General features: G+C 71.5%; 23 protein-coding genes. 10 read left to right on the plus strand and 13 right to left on the minus strand.

The window, feature by feature from the left end:
- Positions 1–49 precede the first annotated feature (49 nt).
- The 3 genes from ACY34M_RS03590 to ACY34M_RS03600 form a co-directional block, all read right to left on the minus strand.
- Complete coding sequence (locus tag ACY34M_RS03590) at positions 50–397, minus strand: MazG-like family protein (RefSeq protein ID WP_462717556.1); 348 nt, start codon at positions 395–397, stop codon at positions 50–52.
- A gap of 11 nt (positions 398–408) precedes the next feature.
- Entirely contained in the window at positions 409–972 is a 564-nt protein-coding gene (locus ACY34M_RS03595; RefSeq protein ID WP_462717557.1) for a DoxX family protein, read from the minus strand.
- A 117-nt stretch (positions 973–1,089) separates the two neighbouring features.
- Positions 1,090–1,869, minus strand: a complete 780-nt coding sequence (locus tag ACY34M_RS03600) for an SDR family oxidoreductase (protein ID WP_462717558.1) — start codon at positions 1,867–1,869, stop codon at positions 1,090–1,092.
- A gap of 109 nt (positions 1,870–1,978) precedes the next feature.
- On the opposite strand from ACY34M_RS03600, the gene ACY34M_RS03605 reads away from it, so the two are divergent.
- Positions 1,979–3,610 carry an alkaline phosphatase D family protein gene (locus ACY34M_RS03605; RefSeq protein WP_462717559.1) on the plus strand — a complete coding sequence of 544 codons (1,632 nt, stop codon included), beginning with the start codon at positions 1,979–1,981 and terminating at the stop codon, positions 3,608–3,610.
- A gap of 6 nt (positions 3,611–3,616) precedes the next feature.
- On the opposite strand, the gene ACY34M_RS03610 is transcribed toward ACY34M_RS03605, so the two are convergent.
- Entirely contained in the window at positions 3,617–4,612 is a 996-nt protein-coding gene (locus tag ACY34M_RS03610) for a Gfo/Idh/MocA family protein (protein ID WP_462717560.1), read from the minus strand.
- Between the two features lie 107 nt (positions 4,613–4,719).
- Here ACY34M_RS03610 and ACY34M_RS03615 point away from each other — a divergent pair, with 107 nt between their 5' ends.
- From ACY34M_RS03615 to ACY34M_RS03625, 3 genes are read left to right on the plus strand one after another with little or no spacing between them, the layout of a single operon-like run.
- The gene (locus tag ACY34M_RS03615) at positions 4,720–6,048 is read left to right on the plus strand and encodes a multidrug effflux MFS transporter (protein ID WP_462717561.1); all 1,329 of its coding nucleotides are present in this window, start codon (positions 4,720–4,722) and stop codon (positions 6,046–6,048) included.
- The gene (locus ACY34M_RS03620) at positions 6,000–7,169 is read left to right on the plus strand and encodes a serine hydrolase domain-containing protein (protein WP_462717562.1); all 1,170 of its coding nucleotides are present in this window, start codon (positions 6,000–6,002) and stop codon (positions 7,167–7,169) included. Before ACY34M_RS03615 ends, ACY34M_RS03620 begins: the two co-directional genes overlap by 49 nt.
- Positions 7,170–7,212: 43 nt before the next feature.
- A complete protein-coding gene (locus ACY34M_RS03625) occupies positions 7,213–8,208 on the plus strand; it encodes a small ribosomal subunit Rsm22 family protein (RefSeq protein WP_462717563.1) in 996 nt (331 codons plus the stop codon).
- 47 nt (positions 8,209–8,255) lie between these two features.
- Here the strand turns inward: ACY34M_RS03625 and ddaH are convergent, their stop codons facing one another.
- Positions 8,256–9,125, minus strand: coding sequence for a dimethylargininase (gene ddaH / locus ACY34M_RS03630; protein WP_462717564.1), 870 nt, complete (start codon positions 9,123–9,125; stop codon positions 8,256–8,258).
- A gap of 193 nt (positions 9,126–9,318) precedes the next feature.
- Between ddaH and ACY34M_RS03635 the strand changes: the two genes are divergently transcribed.
- Positions 9,319–9,981, plus strand: coding sequence for a TetR/AcrR family transcriptional regulator (locus ACY34M_RS03635; protein ID WP_462717565.1), 663 nt, complete (start codon positions 9,319–9,321; stop codon positions 9,979–9,981).
- Between the two features lie 154 nt (positions 9,982–10,135).
- Positions 10,136–10,888: a bifunctional DNA primase/polymerase gene (locus ACY34M_RS03640; protein ID WP_462717566.1), complete on the plus strand. Its 753-nt coding sequence runs from the start codon at positions 10,136–10,138 to the stop codon at positions 10,886–10,888.
- 30 nt (positions 10,889–10,918) lie between these two features.
- On the opposite strand, the gene ACY34M_RS03645 is transcribed toward ACY34M_RS03640, so the two are convergent.
- From ACY34M_RS03645 to efeO, 4 genes are read right to left on the minus strand one after another with little or no spacing between them, the layout of a single operon-like run.
- Positions 10,919–11,899 (minus strand): SCO2278 family lipoprotein, encoded by a 981-nt coding sequence (locus ACY34M_RS03645; RefSeq protein ID WP_462717567.1) that lies wholly within the window; start codon positions 11,897–11,899, stop codon positions 10,919–10,921.
- Positions 11,900–11,948: 49 nt separating this feature from the next.
- Positions 11,949–12,794 carry an iron uptake transporter permease EfeU gene (gene efeU / locus ACY34M_RS03650; RefSeq protein WP_462717568.1) on the minus strand — a complete coding sequence of 282 codons (846 nt, stop codon included), beginning with the start codon at positions 12,792–12,794 and terminating at the stop codon, positions 11,949–11,951.
- Between the two features lie 3 nt (positions 12,795–12,797).
- Positions 12,798–14,084: an iron uptake transporter deferrochelatase/peroxidase subunit gene (efeB, locus tag ACY34M_RS03655; RefSeq protein ID WP_462717569.1), complete on the minus strand. Its 1,287-nt coding sequence runs from the start codon at positions 14,082–14,084 to the stop codon at positions 12,798–12,800.
- A gap of 50 nt (positions 14,085–14,134) precedes the next feature.
- Positions 14,135–15,280 (minus strand): iron uptake system protein EfeO, encoded by a 1,146-nt coding sequence (gene efeO / locus ACY34M_RS03660; RefSeq protein ID WP_462717570.1) that lies wholly within the window; start codon positions 15,278–15,280, stop codon positions 14,135–14,137.
- A gap of 157 nt (positions 15,281–15,437) precedes the next feature.
- Between efeO and ACY34M_RS03665 the strand changes: the two genes are divergently transcribed.
- On the plus strand, positions 15,438–16,094 hold the full coding sequence (locus tag ACY34M_RS03665; protein WP_462717571.1) for a PhzF family phenazine biosynthesis protein: 657 nt from the start codon (positions 15,438–15,440) through the stop codon (positions 16,092–16,094).
- Positions 16,095–16,212: 118 nt separating this feature from the next.
- On the opposite strand, the gene ACY34M_RS03670 is transcribed toward ACY34M_RS03665, so the two are convergent.
- Positions 16,213–16,863: a biliverdin-producing heme oxygenase gene (locus tag ACY34M_RS03670; protein ID WP_462717572.1), complete on the minus strand. Its 651-nt coding sequence runs from the start codon at positions 16,861–16,863 to the stop codon at positions 16,213–16,215.
- Positions 16,864–17,049: 186 nt separating this feature from the next.
- Positions 17,050–17,922 (minus strand): type I methionyl aminopeptidase, encoded by an 873-nt coding sequence (gene map / locus ACY34M_RS03675; RefSeq protein ID WP_462717573.1) that lies wholly within the window; start codon positions 17,920–17,922, stop codon positions 17,050–17,052.
- Between the two features lie 57 nt (positions 17,923–17,979).
- Between map and ACY34M_RS03680 the strand changes: the two genes are divergently transcribed.
- Positions 17,980–18,204: a hypothetical protein gene (locus ACY34M_RS03680; RefSeq protein WP_462717725.1), complete on the plus strand. Its 225-nt coding sequence runs from the start codon at positions 17,980–17,982 to the stop codon at positions 18,202–18,204.
- A 95-nt stretch (positions 18,205–18,299) separates the two neighbouring features.
- Here ACY34M_RS03680 and ACY34M_RS03685 read toward each other — a convergent pair whose 3' ends face one another.
- Complete coding sequence (locus ACY34M_RS03685) at positions 18,300–18,911, minus strand: hypothetical protein (protein WP_462717574.1); 612 nt, start codon at positions 18,909–18,911, stop codon at positions 18,300–18,302.
- 126 nt (positions 18,912–19,037) lie between these two features.
- Between ACY34M_RS03685 and npdG the strand changes: the two genes are divergently transcribed.
- Together npdG and ACY34M_RS03695 are read left to right on the plus strand one after the other, a co-directional pair.
- The gene (gene npdG, locus ACY34M_RS03690; RefSeq protein ID WP_462717575.1) at positions 19,038–19,751 is read left to right on the plus strand and encodes an NADPH-dependent F420 reductase; all 714 of its coding nucleotides are present in this window, start codon (positions 19,038–19,040) and stop codon (positions 19,749–19,751) included.
- A 90-nt stretch (positions 19,752–19,841) separates the two neighbouring features.
- Positions 19,842–20,042 (plus strand): hypothetical protein, encoded by a 201-nt coding sequence (locus ACY34M_RS03695; RefSeq protein ID WP_462717576.1) that lies wholly within the window; start codon positions 19,842–19,844, stop codon positions 20,040–20,042.
- Here the strand turns inward: ACY34M_RS03695 and ACY34M_RS03700 are convergent.
- Positions 20,032–20,832 (minus strand): site-2 protease family protein, encoded by an 801-nt coding sequence (locus ACY34M_RS03700; RefSeq protein ID WP_462717577.1) that lies wholly within the window; start codon positions 20,830–20,832, stop codon positions 20,032–20,034. The genes ACY34M_RS03695 and ACY34M_RS03700 overlap by 11 nt on opposite strands.
- Positions 20,833–21,009 lie beyond the last annotated feature (177 nt).

The following is a 21,009-nucleotide window of genomic DNA, read 5'->3' on the forward strand; positions in this document are numbered from 1 at the left end:
TTCGGCCTCACGGGGTGGCGTCCCGGGGCTCTGCCCCGGACCCCGCTCCTCAACCGCCGGAGGGGCTCGACCCGCCCAGCGAACGTTCCGCGACCTTCGCCACGTGCGAGCGCAGCGTCCCCCGTGCGTCGGGGGTCAGGGTGCCGAGCGCGACCATCGCCGTCACGATCACGTCGCACAGCTCCGACTCGACGTCACCCCACGAGTGGCTGACGCCCTTGCGCGGGTTCTGGCCGACCGCGCCGATCACCGCCTCGGAGACCTCGCCGACCTCCTCCGAGAGCTTCAGCACGCGCAGGAGCAGCGCCTCCCCGGGCGGGCGCTCGTTGGTGTCGTCGAGCCAGGCGCGCAGGCGGCCGACCGTCGCCCACAGGTTGTCGTCGTCGTCCGTAGTCACGGACGACGAGGTTATTCCTCCTCCGACTCCTCCTGCCGGGCGGCCACCTGCTTGTTGCGGGACGACACCACGGCCAGCGCCGCCGCGCCCGCCCCGACGAGCGCCGCGGGGACCATCCAGTGCCGGTCGAGGCGGTGGCCGAGCGCGTGGTCCAGGGAGTAGCGGCCCGCGCCGGTCACCGAGAGGCCCGCCGCGACGAAGCCGAGGAACGCCGCGTACTCGTAGCCGCCGTTCTGTGCGAAGAACCCGTTGGGGGCGTGCACCGCGGCCGCGCCCGCCATGGTCCCGGCGGCGGCCGCCCCGCCCACCGGCGTCGCGAGGCCGAGCGCGAGCAGCGCCCCGCCGCCCGCCTCCCCGAGCCCGGCGGCGACGGCGCTCGCCTTCGGCGGGTGGTACCCCATGGCCTCCATGCCGGCGGCCGTGCCGGAAAGACCGCCGCCGCCGAGCCAGCCGAGCAGCTTCTGCGCGCCGTGCGCGGCCAGCACCCCTCCGGTGCCGACGCGCAGCGCGAGCAGCCCCAGGTCGAGGCGGCCGGAGCGGGACTTACGAGTCGTACGAAAACGTGAGCAGGTCATGACCTCACCGTCCGGTACTCGTGCGGCCCGCACGCGGTGCGCGGGCCCGTTCGAGTGACCCTAGTTCAGTTGATCAAGTCCGCACAGCGGGGGGCGGGGGAAACCGGAAGGCGGACCTCAGCCCCGGCCGATGTACGGCATGTTCGTCGCCAGGACCGTCGCGAACTGGACATTGGCGTCGAGCGGCAGCTCCGCCATGTGCCGCACCGTGCGGGCCACGTCCGCGACGTCCATCACCGGCTCCGCCGCCAGCTCCCCGTTCGCCTGGAGGATCCCGGACTGCATGCGCTCGGTCATGTCGGTCGCCGCGTTGCCGATGTCGATCTGCCCGCAGGCGATCCGGTACGGGCGGCCGTCGAGGGAGAGCGACTTCGTCAGGCCGGTCAGGGCGTGCTTCGTCGTCGTGTACGCGATCGAGTGCGGGCGCGGCGCGTGCGCCGAGATGGAGCCGTTGTTGATGATCCGGCCGCCCTGCGGGTCCTGCTCCTTCATCTGCCGGAACGCGGCCTGCGCGCACAGGAACGCCCCGTTGAGGTTGACGTCGACGACGTGCCGCCACGCCGCGTAGTCGAGGTCCTCGATGCCGACGCCGCCGGGGCCGAACGTGCCCGCGTTGTTGAAGAGCAGGTCGAGTCGGCCGAAGCGCTCGCGGACGGCGGCGAAGAGGGCCGCCACGGCCTCGGCGTCCGACACGTCGGCGCGGACCACGAGGGACTCGGCGTCCGGGGCGAGGCCCGCGGTCTCCTCCAGCGTCTCGGTGCGGCGGCCCGCGAGGGCCACCCGCCAGCCCGCACGGAGCAGTTCGAGGGCGACGGCCCGGCCGATGCCGGAGCCCGCCCCGGTGACGACGGCGGTGCGCGCGTTCGAGTCCGTCCGGCTTGTTTGCTGTTCGTTCATGAGGCCGCAGCGTACGGGTGGGGCGGCCACGCGGAGATCATCGCTCCGCCATGTGGCTGTTGTGTACGTGACAGTCGGACGTCGTCCCCGGCCACTCCAATAACGCTTCATGCCCCGCATACCGCAGCACGCACCCGAACTCCGTGTCGCGGCCCAGCACTTGGGCCGCAGAAGATTCCTCACCGTCACCGGCGCCGCCGCCGCGCTCGCCTTCGCGACCAATCTGCCGACCGCCGGCACCGCGGCCGCCGCCGAGCTCGACGCCCGGAAGATCAAGAGCGACCCGTTCACCCTCGGCATCGCCTCCGGCGACCCGCTCCCCGGCTCCGTGCTGCTGTGGACGCGGCTCGCCCCGTCCCCGTACGAGACCGGCAGCGGGCTGCCCGCCGCCCGTGTCGAGGTGGCGTGGGAGCTGGCGCTCGACGAGAAGTTCCGGCGCGTCGTGCGGCGCGGCACCGCCACCGCGCACCCCGAGTACAACCACACCGTGCACGTCGAGGTCGACAAGCTCGCCGCCGGGCGCGTGTACTACTACCGCTTCCGTACGGGCAGTTGGGTCAGCCCCACGGGCCGCACCCGCACCGCGCCCGCCACCGGCGCGAAGACATCCGCGCTCACGCTCGCCGCCGTGTCCTGCCAGGCGTACCACGACGGGTACTACACCGCGTACGAGCACTTGGCGCAGGACGACGTCGACGTCGTCTTCCACCTCGGCGACTACCTCTACGAGTACGCCGTCACGTCCGTCGGCGGCGCCCGCAATTACACCGACCGCGTCCTGCCCGACGTCTTCAACCGGGAGACGATGACGCTGGAGGACTACCGGCTGCGGTACGCCCTCTACAAGAGCGACGAGAACCTGCGCGCCGCGCACGCCGCGCACCCCTTCGTCGTCACCTGGGACGACCACGAGACCGAGAACAACTACGCGGGCGACACCGACGAGAACGGCAACCCGCCCGAGGAGTTCCTGCTGCGCCGCGCCTCCGCGTACCGCGCGTACTGGGAGAACCAGCCGCTGCGCCGCCCGCAGGTGCCGAGCGGCCCCGACATGAAGCTCTACCGGCGGCTGCACTGGGGCCGGCTCGCCCAGTTCGACATCCTCGACACCCGCCAGTACCGCACCGACCAGGCCAATGGCGACGGCTGGAAGACCCCGACGCCCGATTCCGAGGCCGCCTCGCAGACGCTGCCCGGCTTCACCCAGGAGCGCTGGCTGACCGACGGCTGGCGCGACTCGCGGGCCCTGTGGAACGTCGTGCCGCAGCAGGTCACCTTCTCCCGCCGCAACAGCCCGACCGCGGGCAACACCACGCTCTCCATGGACTCCTGGGACGGCTACCCGGCCTCCCGCGAGCGGATCCTCAAGGGCGCGGACGCCGCCCGCGTCGAGAACCTGATGGTCCTCACCGGCGACGTCCACGTCTCGTACGCCATGGACATCAAGCGGGACGCCGCCGACCAGGACTCGCGCACGGTCGGCACCGAGATCGTCACCACCTCGATCACCAGCGGCAAGGACGGCTCCGCCAAGCCGTCCAACTGGGCCGGCTACCTCGCCCGCAACCCGCACATGAAGCACTACAACGGCCAGCGCGGTTACGTGACCGTGGAGTTGGGCCAGGAGGCGGCGCGCGCCGACTTCAAGACGGTGTCCGCGGTGACGACGCCGGGGGCCGCCCTCACGACGGCGGCATCCTTCGTGACCGCCGTCGGGGAGCCCGGGCTCAAGCCCGCGTAGGCGCCCTCACCGCTCGCCGGGATAGCGGACGCCGACCCGTTCCCTGACGGCGTCGAGCGTCCGCATCACGGCGAGCGAACCGTCCAGCGGCACCAGCGGCGACTCGGTGTCGCCCGCCCGGATCCGCCGCGTCACCTCGATCGCCTCGTGCCGCATCGAATCGCGCGGCCCGTCCTCGGGCGCCGCCGTGAACTCCTCCGGATCCCGCCCGTCCCGGTGCAGCACGAACCGCTCCGGACAGAAGAACCCGTCCGGTACGTCGATCCGCCCGGCGGAGCCGGTCACCGAGGCCGTCACACCCGTACCCGCGTTGATCGCGCAGTGCAGCAGCGCGTGCGCCCCGCTGTCCCACGACAGCAGCATCCCGGTCTGGAGGTCGACGCCCTCTTCGGAGAGCTGCGCGGACGCCGTCACCCGCGAGGGCTCTCCGAGGATCAGCTGCGCGAACGACACCGGGTACACCCCGAGGTCCAGGAGCGCGCCCCCGCCCTGCTCCGGATCGCGCAGCCGGTGCGAGGGCGGGAACGGTCCGGCGAGCCCGAAGTCGGCCTGCACCGTGCGCACCTCACCGATCGCCCCGTCGTCGACCAGCGCCTTCAGCCGCCGCACCAGCGGATGGCAGTACATCCACATGGCCTCCATCAGGAACACGCTCCGCGAGCGCGCCAGCGTCACCAGCTCCGCCGCCTCCCGCGCGTTCAGCGCGAACGCCTTCTCGCACAGCACCGCGCGCCCCGCCTCCAGGCAGAGCCCGGCCGCCTCCCGGTGCGCGGCGTGCGGCGTCGCCACGTACACGACGTCCACGTCCTCGTCCGCGGCGAGCGAGGCCCAGTCGCCGTACGCCCGGTCGATCCCGAACCGCTCCGCGAACGCCTTCGCCGAGGCGTCCGTCCGCGAGGCCACCGCCACCACATCGGCGTCCGGCAGGTCCAGCAGATCGGCCGTGAACGACGCGGCGATCCCTCCCGTCGCGAGAATTCCCCAGCGCACCTGCTTCGCCATCGTGCCCCACCCACTCCAGAAATTGGTCTCGACCGCACCACCGAGCTGAGAGCATAGGGAATCGCACAGGTGGCCGGGAGAGACGAAGGGAAACGAGGGGCAGCGGGATGAAGGACAGCGGATGTTCCACCGGGAGCACCACGGGGCGCAACGCGGCCGATGAGGTCCGCGCCGCAGCCCCAACCCACCTTCCCAAGGCGGCAGTCGGGGCCGGAGCCAGCCTCCTGGTCACCTTCATCCTCGGCGGTCTGACCGCCGTACCACCCCTGTCCATGGACATGTACCTCCCGGCCCTGCCGGAGGTCACCGAGGTGCTGCACACCTCGGCCGCCACCGCCCAGCTCACCCTCACCGCGTGCCTGACCGGCATGGCGCTCGGGCAGCTCGTCGTCGGCCCGATGAGCGACAAGTGGGGCCGGCGCAGGCCGCTGATCGTCAGCCTGCTGATCTACATCGTGGCCACCGCCATCTGCGCCTTCGCACCGGACGCCGGCCTGCTCATCGCCTTCCGGCTGATGCAGGGGCTCGCGGGCTCGGCGGGCATCGTGATCGCGCGGGCCGTGGTCCGCGACCTGTACGACGGCGTCGCGATGGCGAGGTTCTTCTCGTCCCTGATGCTGATCTCCGGCATCGCCCCGATCGTCGCGCCGCTGATCGGCGGGCAGATCCTGCGGTTCACCGACTGGCGCGGCGTCTTCGTCGTGCTCACCGGCATCGGCATCGCGCTCACCGCCGTCGTGTGGAAGTTCCTGCCGGAGACCCTCGCGCCCGAGCGGCGGCACGGCGGCGGCACCATGGAGGCCCTGCGCACGATGCGCGGACTGCTCGCCGACCGCGTCTTCCTCGGCTACACGATCGTCGGCGGCTTCGCGTTCGCCGCGCTCTTCGCGTACGTCAGCGCCAGCCCGTTCGTGATCCAGGAGATCTACGGGGCGTCCCCGCAGACGTTCAGCCTCCTGTTCGGGCTCAACTCCATCGGTCTGATCGCCGTCGGCCAGCTCAACGGCAAGGTGCTCGTCGGCCGGGTCAACCTCGACAAGGTGCTCGGCATCGGCCTCACCCTGGTCGTCCTCTCCGCCACCTTCCTCCTGCTGGCCGCGACCGGCGTCTTCGGCACCCCCGAGGCACTCGGCCTCGCGCCCGTGGCCACCGGCCTCTTCGTCCTCATGGCGTCGATGGCGCTGACCACGCCCAACACCAACGCCCTCGCCCTCATGCGCACCCCGCACGCGGCGGGCTCCGCCTCGGCGCTGCTCGGCACGTCCTCGTTCCTGATCGGCGCGATCGCCTCCCCGCTCGTTGGCATCGCGGGCGAGCACACGGCCGTCCCGATGGCCCTGGTCCAGCTCGTCTGCGGGATCGTCGCGGCGCTCGCCTTCGTCACCCTGTGCCGCCCCTGGCAGCAGCGCACGGCGGGGGAGGTGGCTCAGCGCTGAACGCGCCACGACTGCGCCACGGCACCCCCGAGCGGGCGGGACTCGACGCGGAACAGCTCGCCGGGCTCGTCGCCGACGTGCGCCGACTCCCCGAAGGCCCGAGCCCCTGGTGCGGCGGTGCCGTCCTGCTCGCGGGCCGCGGCCCGGTGATCGCGGCGGAGGTCGCGTGCGGCTGGGCGGTGCGGTACGCGGTGTACGACGAGAGGACGGACACGGGAGTCGAGCTGCCGCTCGCGGCCCGCGTCCCGGTGACGGTGGACACCCCCTTCGACCTGGCCTCGCTCACCAAGCTCTGCACGTCGATCGCCGCCGTGCAGCAGATCGAGCGCGGCAGACTCGGCATCGACGCGAAGGTCGGCGCCTACGTCCCCGAGTTCACGGCCGCCGCCCGGCACGGCATCACGATCCGCGAACTGCTCACCCACACCTCCGGCCTGCGCCCCGAACTCCCGCTGTACGACGCCCCCGACGCGGCCGCCCGCACGGCGATGCTGCGCGCGGAGGAGCCCTTGTCGCAGCCGGGCACGTACCTGTACTCCGACCTGAACATGCTGCTGCTCCAGCAGGTCCTGGAGCGCGTCACGGGCCGCACCCTCGACGTCCTGATCCGCGAGGGCATCACCCGCCCCCTCGGCATGACCGGCACGTCGTACGGGCCGCGCCCCGACGCCGCCGCGACCGAGGACCAGCGCCGCCCCTGGGCCAAGGCCGACCGGGGCATGCTGCGCGGCGAGGTGCACGACGAGAACGCCGCGGCGCTCGGCGGCGTGGCCGGACACGCGGGACTGTTCTCGACGGCCCACGACCTGGCCGTGCTCTGCCGCACCCTGCTCACCGGCGGCTCCTACGGCACGGCCCGCATCCTCGGCCCCGACTTCGTCGACCTGATGCTGTCCCCGCCCGGCCTCGGCTTCCGGATCGACCAGCCGTGGTTCATGGGGGAGCTGGCGGGCCGGGGCGCGGCGGGCCACACCGGCTTCACGGGCACGTCCCTGGTCGTCGACCGGGCCACCGACACGTTCCTGGTCCTGCTCGCGAACACGGTGCATCCACGGCGCCGGGTGCCGGACAACGCGCCACGGGTCGCGGCGGCGAACCGCCTGGCGCGGGCCGTCGTCTGACGCGGGGCCCGGAGCGGTGTCCACCACTTCGTAGAATCACGGGGTGAACGCCCCGCTCCAGTCGACCTCCGACACCCTCCGGTCCAGCCTCGCCGCGCTCGTCGACGGCCTCCCGCCCACGCAGGCGGCGAAGGCCGTCGAGCGGCTCATCGCGAACTACCGGGGCACCACCCCGACCGACGCCCCGATCCTGCGCGAGCGGGCGGACGTCGTGGCGTACGCGGCGTACCGGATGCCGGCCACGTTCGAGGCGGTGCGCTCCGCGCTCGACGCGCTCGACGCCGCCGCCGACTGGTCGCCCGCGAGCCACCTGGACATCGGTGGCGGCACGGGCGCGGCCGTGTGGGCTGCGCGGGACGTGTGGCCGGGGGAGCGGACCACGACGGTCGTCGACTGGTCGCAGCCCGCGCTCGACCTCGGCCGCGAACTGACCGCTTCCGGTGGCGGGACGGCGGACTCCGTGCGGTGGGAGCGCGGACGCATCGGGGTGCACGACGCGCCCGAGGCCGAGCTCGTCACCGTCTCCTACGTCCTGAAGGAGCTGACCGAGGCGGACCGTACGACCGTGGTCGACGCCGCGGCGCGGGCCGCCACCGGCGCCGTGGTGATCGTCGAGCCCGGTACCCCGGACGGCTACGCGCGCGTCATCGAGGCCCGCGACCGCCTCGTCGCGGCGGGGCTCCAGGTGGCCGCGCCCTGCCCGCACAGCGACACCTGCCCCATCGTCCCCGGCACGGACTGGTGTCACTTCTCGGCCCGCGTGGCCCGCTCCTCACTGCACCGCCAGGTCAAGGGCGGTTCGCTGGCGTACGAGGACGAGAAGTTCGCCTACGTCGCCGCGACCCGCTTCACCCCGACCCCGGCCCCCGCGCGCGTGATCCGCAAGCCTCAGATCCGCAAGGGCCAGGTACTGCTCGACCTGTGCGAGCCGGAGGGAGTTCTGGACCGGGTGACGGTGACGAAGAAGCACGGGGCCGCTTATCGCGTGGCCAGGAAGGCGGAGTGGGGCGACGCATATTCAAGCCCCGCCGGCGATTGAGGCGCGGGGCCCGGGGCAGAGCCCCGCGACCCCGGCCACGGTGCAGGTCAACGCAGTTCGAGCGTGCAGCACTTCACCGACCCGCCCCCCTTCAACAACTCACCCAGATCCATCCCCACCGGCACGAACCCCCGCTCACGAAGCGGCCCGAACAAGCCCACCGCCCCCTGCGGCAGCAGAACGTTCCGGCCGTCCGACACGGCGTTGAGGCCGAAGGCCACCGCGTCCGCCTCGGAGGCGATCAGCGCGTCGGGGAACATCCGCCGCAGCACCGCGCGGCTGCCGGGCGAGAACGCCTCCGGGTAGTACATGACGGAGTCGTCCGCGTCGTCGAGGACGGCGAGCGCCGTGTCCAGGTGGTAGAAGCGCGGATCCACCAGATCGAGCCCGATCACCGGCCGCCCGAAACACTCCTGCGCCTCCCCGTGCGACAGCGGCGAGGCCCGGAAGCCGCGGCCCGCGAGGACGTACGAGGCGGTGACGGCGAAGTCGCCCTCGCCCTCGTTGACGTGGACGGGCTCGTGCACCTGCGCGTACCCGTGCCCCCTGAACCACTCCAGGTGCGCGGCGGCCTCGGCCTCCCGCTCGCGGTGGGCGAACCGGGCGCCGAGCACCCGCCCGTCCACGACGGTCGCGCCGTTCGCCGCGAACACCATGTCGGGGAGGCCGGGGCGAGGGTCGAGCAGTTCCACGGTGTGGCCGAGCCCGCGGTAACGATCCCGCAGGTCCTCCCACTGGGCGACGGCGAGCGGGACGTCGACGGGTTTCGCCGGATCCATCCACGGATTGATCGAGTACGTGACCTTGAAGTGCGCCGGTGGGCACATGAGATAGCGCCGGGGTGTGGCGCGACGTTCGACAAGGCGCGGATTACTCAATGAGGGCTCCTCACGACCGCAGGGCTGGGTGCAGCCCATGGTGCGGCCGGAGGAGCCCTCCGGGCTGTGAACCGAACGGGTGGTTCACGACTGGCCCTGATCACGATGCGCCGTGCGCACCGCGCTCCTCCGGGACGGATTGCCGCGGGTCCCGCCTGTGGTCGAGACGGTCCGTCTTGTCAAGGGCTCACGAGACGGTACGTCTCGGCTTGTACGCTGCTACATTCGAAGCATGTCCACGCAGAGCCAGGCAGCGAAGAAGGCCGCACCCGACTCCACCCGCCGCAGCGAGCGTTCCCGCCGTGCCATCTACGACGCCGCCCTCTCCCTCGTCGGCGAGATCGGCTACCAGCGCACCACCATCGAGGGCATCGCCTCCCGCGCCGGTGTCGGCAAGCAGACGATCTACCGGTGGTGGGGCTCGAAGGCCGAGGTCCTCATGGAGGCCTTCCTCGACCTCGGCGAGCGCAACCAGGAGACCGCCGCCGCCCACCACCCCGACTACCCGATCGACCTCGACTCCCTGCCGGACACCGGCGACATCGAGGCCGACCTCAAGCTGGTGCTGCGCGCCACCGTCGACGAGCTCAAGGACCCCGCCTTCGAGGCGCCGGCCCGCGCGCTCGCCGCCGAGGGGCTCGCCAACCGCGAATTCGCGGAGGACTTTGTCGCCAAGCTCCTCATGCCGGGGCTCGACCTGTACGCGGCCCGGCTGCGCGCCGCGCAGGACGCCGGCGAGGTCCGCGCCGACGTCGATCCGACCGTCGCCCGCGACCTGTTCTCCGGGCCGCTCGCCCAGCGCTGGCTGCAGAACACCGGCCCCCTCGACCACGCCTACGCGGACACCCTCGTCGAGTACGCGCTCTACGGAATCAGCGCCCGCCCCCGCCGCTAGGACAGGGGCCCGGAACCGGCCCCTCAGCCGCGCTCGCGTACCCCGGATGTGGACTGTGGCCCCCCGAGGAGCAGGATGGTGGGACACTTTTGGTCCAAGGTTCATCCGGACTCGGCACGACAGCAGTGGCTCGACGGCGATGGTGAGGGGATTGATGGGCGCGGAGCGGGGCCGCCTTTTCGGCGGGCGGAGCGGTACGGCGGGGCGTGCGGCGGGCGGTCTGATCTCGCGCTGGCTCGGAGCCGCGCGAGGACCGAAGGACACCGGGGTCCCCGACGCGGACCGCGAGGACCTGCTGCTTGCCGCTGCCGCCGCCGGGCTGCCGCTCGCCCCGGCCGCGTACCCCGCCGACTACCGATGTTCGTGCAACCGCGTCGGCTGTCCGACCCCCGGCAGGCACCCCGTCTCCTTCGCCTGGCAGACGCAGTCCACGACGGACCGCGGGCAGATCGAGCGCTGGGCGAGACATCAGCCGCAGGCCAACTTCATCACCGCGACGGGCATGGTCCACGACGTCCTCGACGTTCCGCTGGAGGCCGGGCACGAGGCGCTGGAGCGGCTGCTCGCCGCCGGGGTCGAGGTCGGACCCGTCGCCGAGTCCGGCGGCGACCGCATGCTCTTCTTCACGGCGACCCGAGGGACGCCGGACGAGGAGGACGAGTGGTGGCCGTGCGAGCTGGACTGCCATCCCGAGACCATGGACGAGCACCCCGGCCTGCGCTGGCACTGCCGTGGGTCCTACGTTCTGGTGCCGCCGGCGCGGCTGCCCGGTGAGCGGGCCGTGTTCTGGGTGCGGGGGCCGGAGCATCCGCTGCCCGATCCGCTGACGTTGCTGGAAGCGTTGACGGACGCGTGCGCGCGCTATGTCGGGGCGGAGGAGCCGGACTTCACGTCGGCGTGGCCGTAGGGCACCCCGGCGTGATCCGCCCCGCCGGGGCTACTTGCCCTCCGCCGTCGTGATGCCCTCGACCCGGGACACGACCCTGACCTCGCCCGTGGTGTTCGGCGGGTCGATGGCGGCCTGGCCCGAGACGTAGCCGTACATCGCCGACTCCTTGGGCTCGCCCGTCATCAGGGCCTTCACGTCCGGGCCGATCGCGGGGAGGTTGCTGCCGGGGAACGCGGTCAGTTTCTCGTAGCGGCGGGTCGAGAAGAAGACGAGGGCGCCGCCGTTCTCGGTGCGCAGGGCGACGGGGGCGTAGTCGCCCTGCGTGAGGGACTCGTCGATGAACTGCGTGGTGAGGCCGGGGCGCGTGCCGATCTTCTCGCGGGTCTGGCGCCAGCGCGTGGTGTGCGGGCCGGGGGCGTAGCCGTCCCCGCCCTTCTTGAGGTACTGGATGTACTTCTCGCCCATGTCCTTCGGACGCTGCGCGAGACCCGAGGCGTCCGGGTCGACGGCCTCGCCCCAACCGTCCTTGTCGGTCTTGAAGTTGGGGACCGTGCCGTCGCGCAGGAGCGACAGGTAGGAGACCGCCCACGGCGCGTTCTGGGCGTTGCGGGTGAACACCATGACCCAGCGGTAGCCGTCGACCCGGTTGTTGTCCGAGTTCGTCACGAACCAGCGCGGCCAGCCCGCCTTCTTCGGCACCGTGATCTGCGTGTCGGTGAGTTCGAGCGGCGCGTGCTTCGGGTTGCCGTTCGGGTTGAGCGCACGGCCCGCCTTCAGCTTCGCCGCGTCGATCGCACCGAGCGGCCCGGTCACGTACTTGGCGTCGGCGTCCGCGTCGTACGTCTTGTCCGCCTCGTTGTACGCGTCCACGAAGGTGTCGACGGCCCGCGCCGCCTGCGCCTTCGTGGTCGTCGGTACGATCTCCAGCTCGCCGTGCACGGTGACACAGCCGCTCGCCGTGAGGGACAGCACGACCGCGGCGGCCGCCGCCGCGACCGGCCGGCCGATCCTGTTCCTGGCCTCGCTCATGACGTTCGATTCACCTTCCGCTCCCCGGCCCCTGCCACGGGCCCGAACCCTACCGGGAAGAGGACGCCCGCACTGCCGCGCCCCTGCGGGAAAGCAGCCCGGGAGGCGCGAAGAACAGGGCGAGGGTGGGGACAAGGTAGACGAACCAGACGGTTACCTGGAGGACCGTCGGGTCGGGCTGGAAGTTGAAGACGCCCTTGAGGAGCGTGCCGAGCCAGCCGTCGGGGGAGATCGTCGAACTGATGTCGAACGCCAGGTTGTTCAGACCGCCGATGAAGTCGGCCTCCTGGAGGTCGTGGAAGCCGTACGCGAGGACACCCGCCGCCACGACGACCAGCATGCCGCCGGTCCACGTGAAGAACTTCGCCAGGTTGATGCGGAGCGCGCCCCGGTAGAACAGCCAGCCGAGGACGACCGCCGTGGCGAGCCCGAGCAGCGCGCCGATCACCGGGTCCGTCGTGCCGTTGCTGGTGGCGTGCACCGCCGTCCACACGAACAGCGAGGTCTCCAGACCCTCGCGGCCCACCGAGAGGAACGCCGTCACCACCAGCGCCGCCGTGCCCATCTGAAGGGCGCTGTCCAGCTTGCCGTGCAGCTCCGACTTCAGGTGCCGGGCGGTGCGCCGCATCCAGAACACCATCCACGTCACCAGGCCGACCGCGATGATCGACAGGGAGCCGCCGAGCGCCTCCTGCGCCTGGAACGTCAGCTCCTGCGAGCCGAACTCCAGGCCCGCGCCGAACCCGAGCGAGACGAGGACGGCGACGCCGATCCCCGCCCACACCGGCTTCAGGGCGTCCCTGCGCTCCGTCTTCACCAGGTAGGCGACGAGGATGCAGACGATGAGGCTCGCCTCGAGTCCCTCGCGCAGCCCGATCAGATAGTTCGCGAACATGCCCTATGCCCCTGCCTTCTCGAAGAGGCCGCGGCCCCACCAGTCCTTCTCGTCCCGCACCCCCGGCGGCACGGCGAACACCGCCGAACCGACGTGCTGGATGTACTCGCCCAGCGCGTCGGTCGCCAGACTCCGCTGCACCGGGATGAACCCCTTGCGCACGTCCTTCTGGTACGCGAGGAAGAACAGGCCCGCGTCCAGCCGGCCGAGCCCGTCCGTGCCGTCGGTGAACGAGTAGCCGCGGCGCAGCAGCGTCGCCCCGTGGTTGGAGTCGGGGTGCGCGAGCCGCACGTGCGCGTCCGGCTTCATCGCCTTCAGGAACGGCTCGTCGCGCTCCTTCGCCTTGCCGACCGGGGCGCCCTCGCCCTTGTCGCGGCCGAACACGTCCTCCTGCTCCTGCAGCGAGGTGCGGTCCCACGTCTCGATGTTCATCCGGATCCGGCGGGCCACCAGATACGAGCCGTCCCGCATCCAGCCGGCGTCCGCGGAGTCCACCCACACGTGCTTGGCGAGGCGGTCCTTCTCCGTGCCCGCGATGTTGCGGGTGCCGTCCTTGAAGCCCATGAGGTTGCGGGGGGTCTGCGCGTCCGGCGTCGTCGACGAGGTCTTGCCGAAGCCGAGCTGCGACCAGCGGATGGCGACCTTGCCCATGCCGATCCGGGCGAGGTTGCGGATGGCGTGCACGGCGACCTGCGGGTCGTCGGCGCAGGCCTGTACGCACAGATCGCCGCCGCTGCGGGTCTTCTCCAGGTTCTCGCCGGGGAACTTCGGCAGATCGACGAGGGCTTCGGGGCGTTTGTCGGCGATGCCGAGGGCCTTGCCGTGCTTCTCGAAGAGGGACGGCCCGAAGCCGATCGTCAGCGTGAGCCGGGACGGCTGCAGCCCCAGCGCCTCGCCCGTGTCGTCCGGCGGCGCCTCGACGAGCCCGCCGTACGCGCCCTCGCCGACGGTGCGCCCCTCGGTCATCCGCGCGGCGGCCTTCGTCCAGTCCTTCAGGAGCTGCACGAACTCCTCGCGGTCGGCCGTCTTCACGTCGAACGCCGCGAAGTGCAGCCGGTCCTGCACCGCCGTCGCGATGCCGGCCTGGTGCGCTCCGTGGAACGGCACCGCGCCGCCCGCGTCACCGGCGGGCTGCATGTCCGAACCGTCGTCGGAGCGGGCCAGGGCGACGGCGCCGCCCGCGGCCGCGGCACCGAGCGCGAGCCCGGCGCCGCCGACGGCGAGCAGGGAACGCCGGGACGGCGAAGGGGCGGAAGGGGACGGTGAGTTGGAGGTCTCGTCGTCAGTCATGGCGACCCTCTCCTCGTGGTGCGCGTGCACGTTCTCGGCCGCTTCCTCGGCTACTTGACGACCGCTGCGGCCAGCTGCGACAGCGGCTCCGCCAGCGCGTTGACCGCGTCGGACAGCTCCTTCTGGTCCGCCTTGCCGACCTTGTCGTAGGAGGTGAACTCGTAGCCGCTCCTGCCCTCGCGGTACTTGTCGAGCAGCTCGTCCAGCGCGGCGAACTGCTTGTCCAGCTCCTTGGCCAGCGCGGCGTCGTTCTTCGACGCGACCGGCTTGAGCAGCTCGTACGCCTTCTCGGCGCCCTCGACGTTGGCCTTGAAGTCGACGAGGTCGGTGTGCGAGTAGCGCTCCTCCTCGCCGGTGACCTTGCCGGTGGCGACCTCGTCGAGCAGCTCCTTGGCGCCGTTGGCCATGGAGGTGGGCGTGATCGCGGCCTTGCCGACGCGCTGCTGCCAGTCCTTGAGGTCCTTGTCGAGCCGGTCGGCGAGGCCCTTCTCGGTCTTGCCGATCTTCTTGTCCTGCCACAGCGCCTTCTCCAGGCGGTGCCAGCCGGTCCACTTCTGGCCCTCTTCGAGGCCGTCGGCCCGCACGTCGACCTTCGGGTCGATGTCACCGAAGGACTCGGCGACCGGCTCGGTGCGCTCCCAGCCGATACGGGAGGGGGCGTACGCCTTCTTGGCGGCCTCCAGGTCCCCGTCGCGGACGGCGTCGGTGAAGGTCTTCACCTTCGGCAGCGTCTCGTCGGCCTGCGCCTGGGTGTACTGGCGGTAGGCTGCGACGGCGTCGTCGAGCTTCGGGTCCCGCTTCGCGGCGCTCGTGCCGCCGGTCACCTGCACGTCCTGGCGGTGTCCCTTGCCCTTCATGCCGGGGATGCAGGCGATGCGGTAGTCGCCGCTCTTCACCTCGGCGGTGAGGGTGTGCTTGGTGCCGGGGCCGATGTTCTCGCGCTCGGAGACGATCCGGTCGTCCGGGAAGAGGATCTCGACCTCGGTGACCCTGGATCCCTTGTTCTCGACCGCCAACTCCACGTGCCCGGCGGGGAACTCCTTCTTCGACACCGTGCAGCTGTCGTCGTCGGCGGTCACCGTGACCGCGCCGGTGCCGGCGCTCTTGGCGTCGCTCTTCTGAGTGCAGCCCGTGACGGCGGTCAGGGCGGCCACTGCGGCAACGGCGGCGGGCAGGGTGAGTCGGGCGGCGCGCATGCGGGCTCCAAGACGTACAGCGATGGCACAGGGGGTGCACAGGGCTAACTAAGGCCGACCTAACTTATATGAGGCTTACCTCAGTACCGCCCATGGCCAAGTCAGAGAAGAGTCAAGTGCTGGTCAAGTCCGGAATGTCGCGTGGTTGACTGCCGCCATGAACGAGTACGGCATCGAGTACGACGTGGTGCGTGTCTTCTGCGCCCCCGACGGCCGGGAGGGCAACGCGCTGGGTGTCGTCCGCGACGGCTCCCGCCTGCCCGACAGGGGCGAGCGGCAGGCCTTCGCCCGCACGCTGGGCTTCAGTGAGACCGTCTTCGTCGACGATCCCGAGCGCGGCGTCATCGACATCTACACGCCGACCGAGCGCCTGCCGTTCGCCGGCCACCCGTGCGTCGGCACGGCCTGGCTGCTCGACGTGCCCGAACTCGTCGTGCCCGCGGGCGTCGTCGGGGCGCGCCTGGACGGCGAGTTCAGCTGGATCGAGGCCCGCGCCGAATGGGCCCCGCCGCGCACCCTGCGCCAGTACGGCTCCGCCGCCGAGGTGGACGCGCTGCCGGTGCCCCCGGAGGGCGAGTGGATCTACGCGTGGGCCTGGGAGGACGAGGCCGCGGGCCGGGTCCGCGCCCGCGGCTTCCCCGGCCGGGGCGACGGCATCGTGGAGGACGAGGCGACGGGGGCGGCGGCCCTGGCCCTGGCCGGCCGCCTGGACCGCGCCCTCAACATCCGCCAGGGCCGCGGCTCCCAAATCCTGACGGCACCCCAGCCGTGCGGCCTGATCGAGGTGGGCGGCCGAGTCCGCATGGGTATTTAGAGCCCCCGCGGCGATTGAGCGGCTGGGCCAATCAAGCCCCCGCGGCGATTGAGCGGCTGGGCCAATCAAGCCCCTGCGGCGATTGAGCAGCGGGGTCCGGGGCGGAGCCCCGAGACGTTCAGGCGGCCGACCGGAACTCCTCGCCCAGCCCGTGGAACACCCCCGTGTTCAAGGCGAACGCCGCCTTGCACTCGGCCACGACCCGCTGCTTCTCCAACTCGTCCACCGCGATGGCGTCCAGCAGCTCGCGATAGTGCCGCTTGAACGCCGCCGGATTGCCCACCCGCTCGAACACGTAGAACCGCACCCCGTCTCCCTTGCGGGCGAAGCCCCACGTCTTCTCCGCCGTGTCGCGGATGATCTGCCCACCCGAGAGGTCGCCCAGGTAGCGCGTGTAGTGGTGCGCCACGTATCCGCCCGGCCAGGACGCCGCGCACTCGGCGACCCGCTCCGCGTACGCCCGCGTCTGCGGCAGCGCGGAAACCGTCTCCCGCCAGTCCGCGCCCCGCAGATGCGCCAGGTCGCGCTCCAGCTCGGGCAGGCGCTCCAGCTCGGGCTGGATGAACGGCCCGGCCACCGGATCGTCGGCGAGGCGCCGCGCACCGTCCTCAAGTGCCCGGTACACGAACCACAGCTGCTCCGTGTACCGCGCGTACGCGTCCACGCCGAGCCGGCCGCCGAGCATGTCGCCCATGAACGTCGATGACTCCGCCTCGGTGTGCTGCTCGTGCGAAGCGGTGCGGATGAGGGTGGAGAACGGGGTGTCCATGGGGCCTCCGTCAATGAGCAGTCAACAATGAGCGGTCAACACGTATTAATTAGGTTAGGCTTGCCTAAGATTACAGCCTTCCCGACAGTCTGTCGGTAAAAACTTACCCGGTCTTCCGACCCGAGGAACGGAAAACGGAAGAGCCCGCCCCACAGGGGGGCGGGCTCGATGCGCGGAAGGCGTCGGCTACGGCAGCGTGAGGATCTCCGTGCCGCTCTCCGTGACGACGAGCGTGTGCTCGAACTGCGCGGTCCGCTTGCGGTCCTTGGTGACGACGGTCCAGCCGTCCTCCCACATGTCGTACTCGTACGTGCCGAGCGTGAGCATCGGCTCGATCGTGAACGTCATGCCGGGCTGGATCACGGTCGTGGCCTGCGGGGAGTCGTAGTGCGGGATGATCAGGCCGCTGTGGAACGACGAGTTGATGCCGTGGCCCGTGAAGTCGCGCACGACCCCGTAGCCGAAGCGCTTGGCGTACGACTCGATGACCCGGCCGATGATGTTGATCTGACGGCCCGGCTTGACGGCCTTGATGGCGCGGTTGAGGGACTCGCGGGTCCGCTCGACGAGCAGCCTCGACTCCTCGTCGACGTCGCCCACCAGATACGTGGCGTTGTTGTCGCCGTGCACGCCGCCGATGTACGCCGTCACGTCGAGGTTGACGATGTCGCCGTCCCTGAGGACGGTCGAGTCGGGGATGCCGTGGCAGATGACCTCGTTGACGCTCGTGCACAGCGACTTCTGGAAGCCGCGGTAGCCGAGCGTCGAGGGGTACGCGCCGTGGTCGCACATGTACTCGTGCGCGATCCGGTCCAGCTCGTCCGTGGTGACGCCCGGCGCGATCGCCTTGGCCGCCTCCTCCATGGCCCGCGCCGCGATCCGCCCGGCGACCCGCATCGCCTCGACGGTCTCCGGGGTCTGCACTTCGGGGCCCGTGTACGGGGTCGGCGCGGGCTTGCCGACGTACTCGGGGCGCCGGATGTTCCCGGGCACGGAGCGGATGGGGGAGATCTCCCCCGGTACGAGCAGGGTGGGCGACGCTTGCGACTGGCCAGACATGCCAGCGAGTGTAACGAGCGCGCGTGGGGGAGCATGGCGGAGACGAGAGGAGCCGCCGTGGCGCTGTTCAAGAAGCGAACCGTCGGAAAGCCGGGCGAGTGGTACTACTGCCTGGAGCACAAGAAGGTCGAAGAGGGGCCGGAGTGCCCGAACAAGGACCGTTTCGGTCCCTACGCCTCCCGCGAGGAGGCCCAGCACGCGATGGACACCGCGAAGGAACGCAACCTGGAGTGGGAGTCCGACCCCCGCTGGCACGACAAGCCGCAGGAGCCGGACCAGTGAGTGTCTCCAGCCCCTGCGGAGGTTGAGTTGTTCAAGCCCCGCAGGCGATTGAGGCGCGGGGTCCGGGGCGGAGCCCCGTGCGGGTGACCGCAGGCTCACCACCGCGCGGGCGGCGGCGCGGTCAAATGATCCGCGAGCCGGGACAACCGGTCCCGGAACCCCCGCCGCCCCCGCGGAGCGGACGTCGCGTTCTCCCCGGCCGCCGCACTGACCAGATGCTGCACCGTGTCCAGATCGAGGTCGGTGTCGCCGGGGACGCTCAGCCCGTCGTGCGCCATGGCGTGCAGGTCACCCCCGCCGGATGCCTCCGCGTCGAGCGCGAGGACCGTCGCCCCCGCCCGCCGCGCATCGTGCACCCGCTCAAGGAGCGGAGCGCCCGGATCGGTCGGCGTCACCACGAGCAGCGTCTCGCCGCGCCGCGCCGCCTCCAGGCGCCCGAGCCCGACGGCCAGATGCGCGGGATCGTCGGGGCGCGCCGCGTGCCGGACGAGGGTGGGGGCGAGCTCCGGCATGCCGGACCAGGCCGCCTCGTCGACCAGATGGGCCGCCAGGTGCCAGGGCTCGTACGTCGGGGTGCCCACGAGGAGGAGTCCGCCGCCGTGCGCGGCGACCGAGGAACGCAGCGCCCCGGCGAAGCGGCGGGTCGCGGCGGGCCACTCGGTTCCGGCGAGTACCTCGCGCAGCAGTGCTACTCGTACGGCGTCCATGGGGTCGCATGGTGCCTCAAGTGGCGTGCCGTTTCGTCCCGTTCGCGGGAAGTCCGCCCGTACGAGACCTGTGCGGGACCGGGATGAGCCCCGTACGAGGCTCATACGCTTGAGTAGGGTCGCTGTATGACCTCTACCGATAGCAGCCAGAGCGGCCAGAAGGCCCCGGCCAAGGACCCCTGGGACCTGCCCGACGTCTCCGGACTCGTCGTCGGCGTGCTCGGCGGGACGGGCCCGCAGGGCAAGGGCCTCGCCTACCGACTCGCCCGCGCCGGCCAGAAGGTGATCCTCGGCTCCCGCGCCGCCGAGCGCGCGCAGTCCGCCGCCGATGAACTCGGCCTCGGCGTCGAGGGCGCCGACAACGCCGAGTGCGCCCGCCGCAGCGACATCGTGATCGTCGCCGTGCCCTGGGACGGCCACGGCGCCACCCTCGAAGCCCTGCGCGAGGACCTCGCGGGCAAGCTCGTCGTCGACTGCGTCAACCCGCTCGGCTTCGACAAGAAGGGCGCGTACGCCCTGAAGCCGGAGGAGGGGAGCGCGGCGGAACAGGCCGCGGCGCTGCTCCCGGACTCGCGGGTCACGGCCGCCTTCCACCACCTGTCGGCCGTGCTGCTCTCCGACCCGGAGGTCGACGAGATCGACACCGACGTCATGGTGCTCGGCGAGGAGCGCGCCGACGTGGAGATGGTGCAGGCGCTCGCCGGGCGCATCGCGGGCATGCGCGGCATCTTCTCGGGCCGGCTGCGCAACGCCCACCAGGTCGAGTCCCTGGTCGCGAACCTCATCTCGGTGAACCGCCGCTACAAGGCGCACGCGGGTCTGCGCGTAACAGACGTATAGCCACGTACGGGGTGCCTTCCGGCGCTCGCGGGGCATGGGGGACACTGGTCGGCGTACTGCCCGTCGCGCCGCCCTCTGGAGCCGAACCCCATGCCCCGCATCGCACTGTTCGCCCTCGTCGCCTGCGCCCTCGCGGTCGTCGCGGCCGTGATCTCCTTCGCCGAGGGCAGCTTCCTCGGGATCGTCTGGGTGCTGATCGCGGGCGTCACGTCCAACATGTCGTGGTTCTACCTGCGCAAGGCGAAGGCCGACAAGCAGGCGTCGAGGGCCGAGGCCGCGCCTAGCGCGTGAAGACCGGGATGTCCGGGGTTCCCTGCCAGAACCGGTAGAACTGCTGGCCGAAGTACGTGTCCCACCGGTGGACGCCGAGCGCTTCGAGCACCCAGTTGACCGCGTCGAAGAACCACTGGTTGATCTCCGGGATCCACAGCACCGCGAACACCGCGAGCAGGCCGAACGGCGCGAACGGCTCCACCTGCCGGCGGATCTTGTGCGACAGCCAGGGCTCGATCACCCCGTACCCGTCCAGGCCCGGCACCGGCAGGAAGTTCAGGATCGCGGCCGTCACCTGGAGCAGGGCGAGGAACCCGAGCGCGTACCGGAAGGTGTCCGGCACTCCGTCCAGCGCGTCCAGCCAGAACGGCGCCGTGCACACGATCGCGAACAGGACGTTCGTCAGCGGGCCCGCCGCCGAGATCAGGCTGTGCTTCCAGCGGCCCTGGATGCGGCCCCGCTCGATGAAGACGGCGCCACCGGGCAGACCGATCCCGCCCATGATCACGAAGATCACCGGCAGCACGATGCTGAGCAGGGCGTGCGTGTACTTCAGCGGGTTCAGGGTCAGATAGCCCTTCGCGCCGATCGAGATGTCGCCGCTGTGCAGCGCCGTGCGCGCGTGCGCGTACTCGTGCAGACAGAGCGAGACGACCCAGGCGCCCGTCACGAACAGGAACACGGCGAAGCCCGGCTGGGACGCGAAATCGGTCCACACCGCCCAGCCGGCCACCGCCGTGATCGCGGCAATGCCGAGGAATACGGGGCTGATCCTGTTGTCGCCGCGACGTGCGGTGGCGGTGGTCATGGGGTGGAACTCCCGAGGCAGACTGGTCGGCTGGCTCACCGAACGTACTCGCTGTATGCGGGAAACGTGTCGCGGTCCTGCGGGAGTTCCGGTCAAGGTAGGGGGCATGGGGATGCTCAGGGGGACGTTCAGGCAGGTACCCGGCGCGGCGGTCGCGCGGCGGCGGGGAGAATAGGG

The organism is Streptomyces sp. EDA2-14, assembly GCF_054963755.1.